This window comes from Nonomuraea indica, assembly GCF_002850745.1.
GTDB classification, from domain to species: Bacteria; Actinomycetota; Actinomycetes; order Streptosporangiales; family Streptosporangiaceae; genus Nonomuraea; species Nonomuraea indica.
The window spans coordinates 25,400-32,342 of sequence record NZ_KZ559489.1; the positions used below are offsets into that span (position 1 = coordinate 25,400).

Genomic DNA, 6,943 nt, shown 5'->3' on the forward strand with positions numbered 1-6,943 from the left:
GACAGCGAAAGGCCGGCCCCGACGAGGGGCCGGCCGTCTTCGGGCGAACGGGCCGATCAGGCGGCGTCCCCGGCCCGCACCGCGTCCGCCCTGGACGGGGCGGCACGCTCGGACGGGGCCTGATGCTCGGACTGGGCAGGACGCTCTGACGGGGCGGGGCGCTTGGACGGGGCGGGGCGCTTGGACGGGGCGGGGCGCTCGGACGGGGCGGGGCGCTCGGACGGGGCGGGGCGCTCGGACGGGGCGGGGCGCTCGGACGGGGCGGCGTGCTCGGCGTCCTCGCGCCGGGTCACCACGCACTCGGCGGTCGTGACCTTCCCGCCGATCACGACACTCACCCGGTAACGGCCCGGCCTGGTGGTGCTGGGCAGGGTGAGGGTCTTGGTGGCCCGGCCGTCCACCAGGCGGAGCCGGTACGCCTTGCCCTCCGGGGTCCTCAGCGTCGCGACGCCGGCCTTCCGCTCGGTCCGGGCGGCGACCTCGACCTGGTACTTCCGCCCGGCCACCAGCTCGCCCGACACGTCCCCGAGTCCCACGGCGGTCACGGTGACCGCGGCGCCGGAGAGGCGGTCGCCCACGGTCTGGGCGTACCGGGCGGTGTTCGGCGCGGCGGGGCGGGAGCCGTCGGTCCCCGTGGCGGCGAGCGAGACGCCCGCGAAGGGGACGGCGAGCATCGTGGCCCCGAGCAGACCCGCGGCGAGCGGCTTGACGAAACGCGTGGCGATCTCCGATCACCGGCAGGCCCGCGGAGGTGTCTCCGCTGGTGAAGCCCGCCGTTGACCGAGAAGCCAGGGAGCTCGTCTGGGTGCCGGCCGAGGACCGGGTGCCTTTCGCTTGAGAGTTCGGTGAGGATCGCGTGAGAGCCCTCGTGGGTCAGACGATGAGCGGGACCTTGTGGATCTCGTCGGCCGGGTGACCGGCCCGCTGGTGGATCCGCTGGACCGCCTCGGCGTCGGGCGCCTCGGACAGGCAGTAGACCACGCCGTCGTCCGGGTCGGCCCAGGCCTGCTCGAACGTCACGCCCTCCTCCGCCTGGATCGCGAGATCGGCGTCGTGGGCCTCGTGGAGCTGCTCGGCGGTGATGCCCACCATGCCGCGGTGGACGTCCATGAACTTGGTCATGGTGCCTCCTCAGAACCGTAACCACCTCAGCCTAGAACCGAGGAGGGAACGGTAACCCCTGGCCAACCTCAAGGTATGCCGCAAGAAAGAGGCTTATTTCCCCACTAGTTACAAACGGTCACTACTATCACCGTCGTGTCTCCTGAGCAATCCGGTCCTGCCGCCGTCTTCGTCGACCACAGTGGGCGTCGCCGCCGGCTGATCATGACCGGCTCGATCGCGTCGAGTGTGCTGGCCCTGGGGCTGCTCGCCACCGTCATCGGCGGCGTGTTCTCCGACCCGACGCTCTCGGTGGACGGATGGCCGGGCGACCGGCCCGGCGCGGTGGGCGGGACCGCCTCGCCCGATCGCTCCCCGACACCCCGGACCAGCCCGTCCCGACGACCCACCGCCTCGGCCACCCAGCAACCCGCCGGTCGCACGCCCACCCCGGCGAGATCCGCCGCCCGGTCGCAGGACCCCGAGCCCGTACGGTCACCGACGAGGCCGCCGTCCCCCAGCCGGAGCACGGAGCCCGACCCGACCGCCGAGCCCACGGCCGGCCCGAGCGAGTCCGCCGAGCCGACGGACATCGCCACCGGGCCCCCCGGCCTCGACAGGACGCCGCCGGGCCAGGATCCGAACCGGAGCAAGGGGCCGAAGAAGTGAACGGCCACGCCGGTCCGGCCGGGCCGGTGTCGCCGCCTCCCCCCGTACCGGCCTGGCGTGACCCGAGCATGCCGGCTCCCGCAGACGCGCCGGCCCCGGAGCCACCGGCCCCGCCGATCCCCCCGGCCCCGCCGGCCGCCGCGAAGGCGGCCGACCCCCGGGGCCACTGGTTCCTGCTGGCCGTCGCCATGCTGCTCGTCGCCGCCGCGCTCGTCCTCAACGGGTACGTGACCAACGTCGTCGGGGAGACGCACGCGCAGCCGCCGCCCGCGGCCGACCGCGCCACCCCCGAACTGGAGGAGGCGCGGCGCGGCGGCCCCGTGCTCAACCTGACGGAGGGCAGGCCCGCCAGCGCGCGCCTGCCCGCCCGGACGATCGCCCTGACGTTCGACGACGGTCCCGATCCGGCGTGGACCCCGCGGGTGCTCGACGCGCTCAAGAAGCACGGCGCCAAGGCGACGTTCTTCACCGTCGGCTCCAAGGTCGCCAAGTATCCGGAGCTGGCGCGGCGGATCGTCGCCGAAGGCCACGAACTGGGCAACCACACCTACGCGCACGCCGACCTGGCGGCGGTCCCCGGCTGGCGGCTCAGGCTCGAACTGTCGCTGACGCAGCAGGCGCTGGCCGGGGCGACAGGGCTGCACACGACGCTGGCCCGCCCGCCGTACTCCTCGACGCCCGAGGCGGTCACCGGCCCGCAGTGGGAGAGCCTGCGGGAGATCGGCGCCGAGGGCTACCTCGTGGTGCTGACCGACCTCGACACCAAGGACTGGGGGCGGCCCGGCGTCCAGCGCATCACGGAGTCGTCGCTGCCCGCCAGGGGTCGCGGCGCGGTCGTCATGATGCACGACTCCGGCGGCGACCGGCGGCAGACCGTGGAGGCCGTCGACCTCGCCCTGCAGAAGCTGGCCGACAGGGGCTACCGGGCGGTCACGGTGTCGCGGGCCCTCGGCATGCCGTCGGCCCACCGCCAGGCCGACGGCACCGACCGGTTCGTCGGCTCGGTGCTCAACCTGGCCCAGCGCGCCGCAGAGTCGGTCACCACAGGCCTGTCCTGGGTGCTGTTCGTCGCGGGCGCGCTCACCCTGGCCCGGCTCCTGTTCTTCGCCGTCCTCGCCTGGGTGCACGCCCGGCGCACGCGGGGCGGCAGGCGGCGCAGGGGCCGCGCGCCCACCTGGCCGGCCCCGCCGCCCGTCACCGTCATCGTCCCCGCCTACAACGAGGAGGCCGGGATCCAGGCGACCGTCCTGTCGCTGGTGGAGACCACCTACGAAGGGGACCTGGAGGTCCTCGTCGTCGACGACGGCTCCACCGACCGCACCGCCGAGCTGGCCGCCGAGCTGGGCCATCCCCGCGTACGGGTGATCCGCCGCCCCAACGGCGGCAAGCCCGCCGCGCTCAACACCGGCCTCATGCAGGCCAGGCACGAGCTGGTCGTCATGGTGGACGGTGACACCGTCTTCGAACCCGCCACCATCGGCAACCTGGTGCGCCAGCTCGCCGACCCGGCGGTCGGCGCGGTGAGCGGCAACACCAAGGTCGGCAACCGGCGCGGCATGATCGGGCGCTGGCAGCACATCGAGTACGTCATCGGGTTCAACCTCGATCGGCGCGCCTTCGAGCTGCTCGACTGCATGGCGACCGTGCCCGGCGCGATCGGGGCGTTCCGGCGGTCGGCACTGCTCGCGCTGGGCGGGGTCAGCACCGACACCCTGGCCGAGGACACCGACCTGACGATGGCGTTGTGCCGGGCGGGATGGCGGGTGGTCTACGAGGAGAAGGCGCTGGCCTGGACCGAGGCGCCCACCTCGCTGGGACAGCTGTGGAAGCAGCGCTACCGCTGGTGCTACGGCACCCTCCAGGCGATGTGGAAGCACCGGCGGGCCGTGCTCGAACGCGGTCCGTTCGGCCGGCGCTGCCTCGGCTATCTGGGACTGTTCCAGGTGCTGCTCCCGCTGCTGGCCCCGGTGGTGGACCTGATGGCGCTCTACAGCACGGCCGTGGGCGACCCGCTGCCGGTCGTGGCCGTGTGGGCGGGGTTCGTCGTCGTCCAGGCGCTGACCGGCTGGTACGCGCTCCGGCTGGACGGTGAGCGGGCCTCCGCGCTGTGGGTGCTGCCGCTCCAGCAGTTCGTCTACCGCCAGCTCATGTACCTGGTCGTGATCCAGTCTCTGGCCACGGCGGTGCTGGGGGTACGGCTGCGCTGGCACACCGTGCGCAGGGAGGGCACGTTCGGTTCCGCGCGGCCTGCCGGCCCACCATTGGCCTGATTCCCTGACATCTCCCCTGATCCATGTCACGCTAGCGACATGTCCGACATCAGGGAGTGACGCATGTGCGAAGATCCGCTGTTTCCCGAGCCCGTGGCCCGCGCCGTCGCCGAATACCGTGAGCTGCGCGACAGGCACGGGACCACCTGGGGCGAGGCGCCGTTGAGCTACGTCGTCCAAGCCCGCGGAACCGTCTTCCTCGACCGCCGTTACGACTACTGGAACACCGGCCTACGCCAGCTCGCCGCGCGTCACCCCGGCGCGTCCCCGGCCGAGCTGGACGACCGCATGGGAGAGGTGGACGTCGACCGGCTGATCCGCGACGCGCTGGGCGGCGACGTCCTCGAACACCTGCCGGCGCTCCGGCTCACCCCCGACGGCGTGACGCTGGAGGCCCGGCCCCAGGTGGTGCTCGGCGACGCTCCGTTCCGCACGGCGCTGCTCCTCGACTCCAGTCGCGCCGAACGGGTCACGGTGGTCGTGGACGGCGCCGCGCACGAGGTGGAGCCGCACGGCGCCAAGGTGGTCGAGGTGGCGCGGGAGGTCGCCGTCGGCGGGCAGCCGGTGGACCTGGCGCCGCTGACCCGGCGGGCGCCGGCGGCCGCGCTGCGGTTGCGCGCCGGTCTCCCGTGCCGGTGGAGCGTGGTCGGCGCCGACGGGCAGGGCTGGTACCCCGAGGGAGCCCCGCCCAAGGTGGACGGGCACCTGCGGCCGTACTTCCACGGTGACGACCTCGTCGTCGCGGTGCCCGCCGAGCCGGTCACCGTGACCGTCACCCGCGGCATGGAGTACACCGAGTCCGACGTCTCGCTCACCCCCGTCGCGGGCGAGGAGACGCTGGTCGAGCTGACGCCGGAACGGCTGTACGACGCGGCGGCGCACGGCTGGTACGGCGGCGACCTGCACGTCCACCTCAACTGGATGGGCGAGGAGCCCGCCGCTCCCCCGCTGGCGGCCGCCGCCCAGCACGGCGAGGGCCTCCACGTGCTCGGCCTGGTGGCGGGCAACGTGGCGACCGAGCGGGTCTACGACGTCGAGGCGCTCACCCACTGGGTGGGCCGTGACCTGCCCTGGTCCGACAGCGAGCACCTGGCCAGGATCGGGGTCGAGTACCGCAACGACCTCGTCGGGCACGTCTCCGCGTTCGGGCTGCGCGGCCTGCCGGAGCGCTACCACTCCGGCTTCGACGGCGACGCCGACTGGCCGCCGAACGCCACCGCGCTGGAGGAGCTGCGCGCCCTGGGCGCGATGACCGGCTACGGCCACCCGTTCCACCGGCCGATCTCCGGCGACGACCCGCCCGACGCCGTGCTCAGCCGTGGCCGCAACTGCTCGGCACGGGAGATCGTCGCCGACGCGGCGCTCGGCCTGATCGACACCCTCGACGTGCTGAACCACTCGTCGATCCTGGGGACGGCCACCGTCTACCGTCACCTGATCGGAGCCGGCAACCGGCTCGCCGTCACGGCAGGCACCGACGCCGTCCTGTCCTTCTGCCGGCGCGGCACCGCCTCCGGGCCGCCCGGCTGGGCCCGGGTGTACGCGCACGTGGGCGGGCCGCTCACCGCCGAGTCGTACATGGAGGCGATCCTGCTCGGCCGCACGTTCGCGACCACCGGGCCGTGGCTGCAGCTCACCGTGAACGGCCACGAGCCCGGCGACACGCTGGACCTCGCACCCGGTGACCGGGTGGAGATCGAGGTCCGGTCGGTCGGCCCCGAGGTGGAACGACTGGAGATCCGCACCGCCGACGGCGTCCTCGCCGAAGGGCCGCCCGGCCGGCTCACGGCGACGCTCGGAGCGCGCGAGCCCACGTACGTGGTCGCCGTCGCCGCCGGCGGCCCGCACCCGCGCGCCCACCACCGCGGCGGCGCGTACGCGCACACCAGCCCGGTCTACCTGGACGTGGCGGGCGGGCACGTGGCCAGGGAGGCGGACGTGCGCTGGTGCCTCCGCTGGCTGGACCGGCTGGAGGAGGTGGTCGCCGAGTCCGGCAGGTTCGACACGAAGGAACAGCACGCCGACCACCTGGCCCTGTACGAGCGGGCCAGAGAGGTGTACCGGTCGCGGCTGCCGGTGCGAGACTGAGAAGGACACCAGGGTCGACATGACGAGGGGGACGTCATGATCGAGGTCAAGAGCATCGACAAGCCCGACGAGCGCCGCGACTTCCCGATGGGGCATCTCGACGTGTGCAACCTGACGGGCCTGACCTTCGGCACGGCCACGTTCGAGCCGGGGTGGCGGTGGTCGGAGTCGGTGAAACCGATCGCCGGCACGGACTCGTGCGAGGTGCATCACAACGGGTTCGTGGTCAAGGGCCGGCTCCACATCCGGATGAACGACGGTTCGGAGGCGGAGATCGGTCCGGGTGAGGTCTTCGTGGCCCCGCCGGGCCACGACGCGTGGGTCGTCGGGGACGAGTCGTGCGTGGTGTTCGACTTCGCGGGCGGCGCCGCGGAGTACGCCAGGGCGACCTGAGCCCGACCGGCGAGGCGGCGGCACGCACACCACCCGCCGCCGCCTCACCCTGAAGCGCCCACCACCGCCCGCCACCACGACCCCCAACGCACGCCACCCACCACCGCCCACCACCACAACCCCCAACGCGCCCCACCCACCACCGCCCGCCACCACGATCCCCAAGGCGCGCCACCCGCCACCTCTCGTACAACCTGACCTGGCACGACGTCGCATATGGTGGTCAGATGAAGTGTGCCGCCACCACGCGGAGCGCCCTCACGACGGCGTTCGTCGCACTCGCCTCCTTCGCGTGCGCCGCCCAGCCTCCGGCCGCCTCCTCGTCCGCGCCCGCGACACCCTCCGAGCCCGCCGCCACCACGGCCGCCGCCGACTCCCCCACCCCCCCCCCCCCCCCCCCCCCCCCCCCCCCCCCAACCCCC

Annotated in this window: 7 protein-coding genes; 4 read left to right on the forward strand and 3 right to left on the reverse strand. The window is 73.8% G+C overall.

All coding sequences use genetic code 11. The features are described 5' to 3' along the window. Window positions 1-56: 56 nt before the first annotated feature. Both CXR44_RS34865 and CXR44_RS34870 read right to left on the reverse strand, forming a co-directional pair. Window positions 57-674, reverse strand: a complete 618-nt coding sequence (locus CXR44_RS34865; RefSeq protein WP_101790418.1) for a hypothetical protein — start codon at window positions 672-674, stop codon at window positions 57-59. A gap of 199 nt (window positions 675-873) precedes the next feature. Continuing rightward, complete coding sequence (locus tag CXR44_RS34870; protein ID WP_101790419.1) at window positions 874-1,122, reverse strand: SCO4226 family nickel-binding protein; 249 nt, start codon at window positions 1,120-1,122, stop codon at window positions 874-876. Window positions 1,123-1,257: 135 nt separating this feature from the next. On the opposite strand from CXR44_RS34870, the gene CXR44_RS34875 reads away from it, so the two are divergent. The 4 genes from CXR44_RS34875 to CXR44_RS34890 all read left to right on the forward strand — a co-directional run bounded on the left by CXR44_RS34875 (window position 1,258) and on the right by CXR44_RS34890 (window position 6,521). After that, window positions 1,258-1,770: a hypothetical protein gene (locus tag CXR44_RS34875; protein ID WP_144070198.1), complete on the forward strand. Its 513-nt coding sequence runs from the start codon at window positions 1,258-1,260 to the stop codon at window positions 1,768-1,770. A 68-nt stretch (window positions 1,771-1,838) separates the two neighbouring features. Then, window positions 1,839-4,040 carry a bifunctional polysaccharide deacetylase/glycosyltransferase family 2 protein gene (locus CXR44_RS34880; protein WP_101790427.1) on the forward strand — a complete coding sequence of 734 codons (2,202 nt, stop codon included), beginning with the start codon at window positions 1,839-1,841 and terminating at the stop codon, window positions 4,038-4,040. 63 nt (window positions 4,041-4,103) lie between these two features. Continuing rightward, window positions 4,104-6,128: a CehA/McbA family metallohydrolase gene (locus tag CXR44_RS34885; RefSeq protein WP_180903854.1), complete on the forward strand. Its 2,025-nt coding sequence runs from the start codon at window positions 4,104-4,106 to the stop codon at window positions 6,126-6,128. A 36-nt stretch (window positions 6,129-6,164) separates the two neighbouring features. Further along, a complete protein-coding gene (locus CXR44_RS34890) occupies window positions 6,165-6,521 on the forward strand; it encodes a cupin domain-containing protein (protein WP_101790421.1) in 357 nt (118 codons plus the stop codon). Between the two features lie 223 nt (window positions 6,522-6,744). Here CXR44_RS34890 and CXR44_RS41395 read toward each other — a convergent pair whose 3' ends face one another. After that, window positions 6,745-6,903 carry a hypothetical protein gene (locus CXR44_RS41395; RefSeq protein ID WP_245899799.1) on the reverse strand — a complete coding sequence of 53 codons (159 nt, stop codon included), beginning with the start codon at window positions 6,901-6,903 and terminating at the stop codon, window positions 6,745-6,747. Between the last annotated feature and the right edge of the window lie 40 nt (window positions 6,904-6,943).

Coding starts and splice junctions, on each gene's coding strand:
- CXR44_RS34865 (WP_101790418.1), bottom strand. CDS start 674: ATGCTCGCCGTCCCCTTCGCGGGCGTCTCGCTCGCCGCCACGGGGACC.
- CXR44_RS34870 (WP_101790419.1), bottom strand. CDS start 1,122: ATGACCAAGTTCATGGACGTCCACCGCGGCATGGTGGGCATCACCGCC.
- CXR44_RS34880 (WP_101790427.1), top strand. CDS start 1,839: ATGCCGGCTCCCGCAGACGCGCCGGCCCCGGAGCCACCGGCCCCGCCG.
- CXR44_RS34885 (WP_180903854.1), top strand. CDS start 4,104: ATGTGCGAAGATCCGCTGTTTCCCGAGCCCGTGGCCCGCGCCGTCGCC.
- CXR44_RS34890 (WP_101790421.1), top strand. CDS start 6,165: ATGATCGAGGTCAAGAGCATCGACAAGCCCGACGAGCGCCGCGACTTC.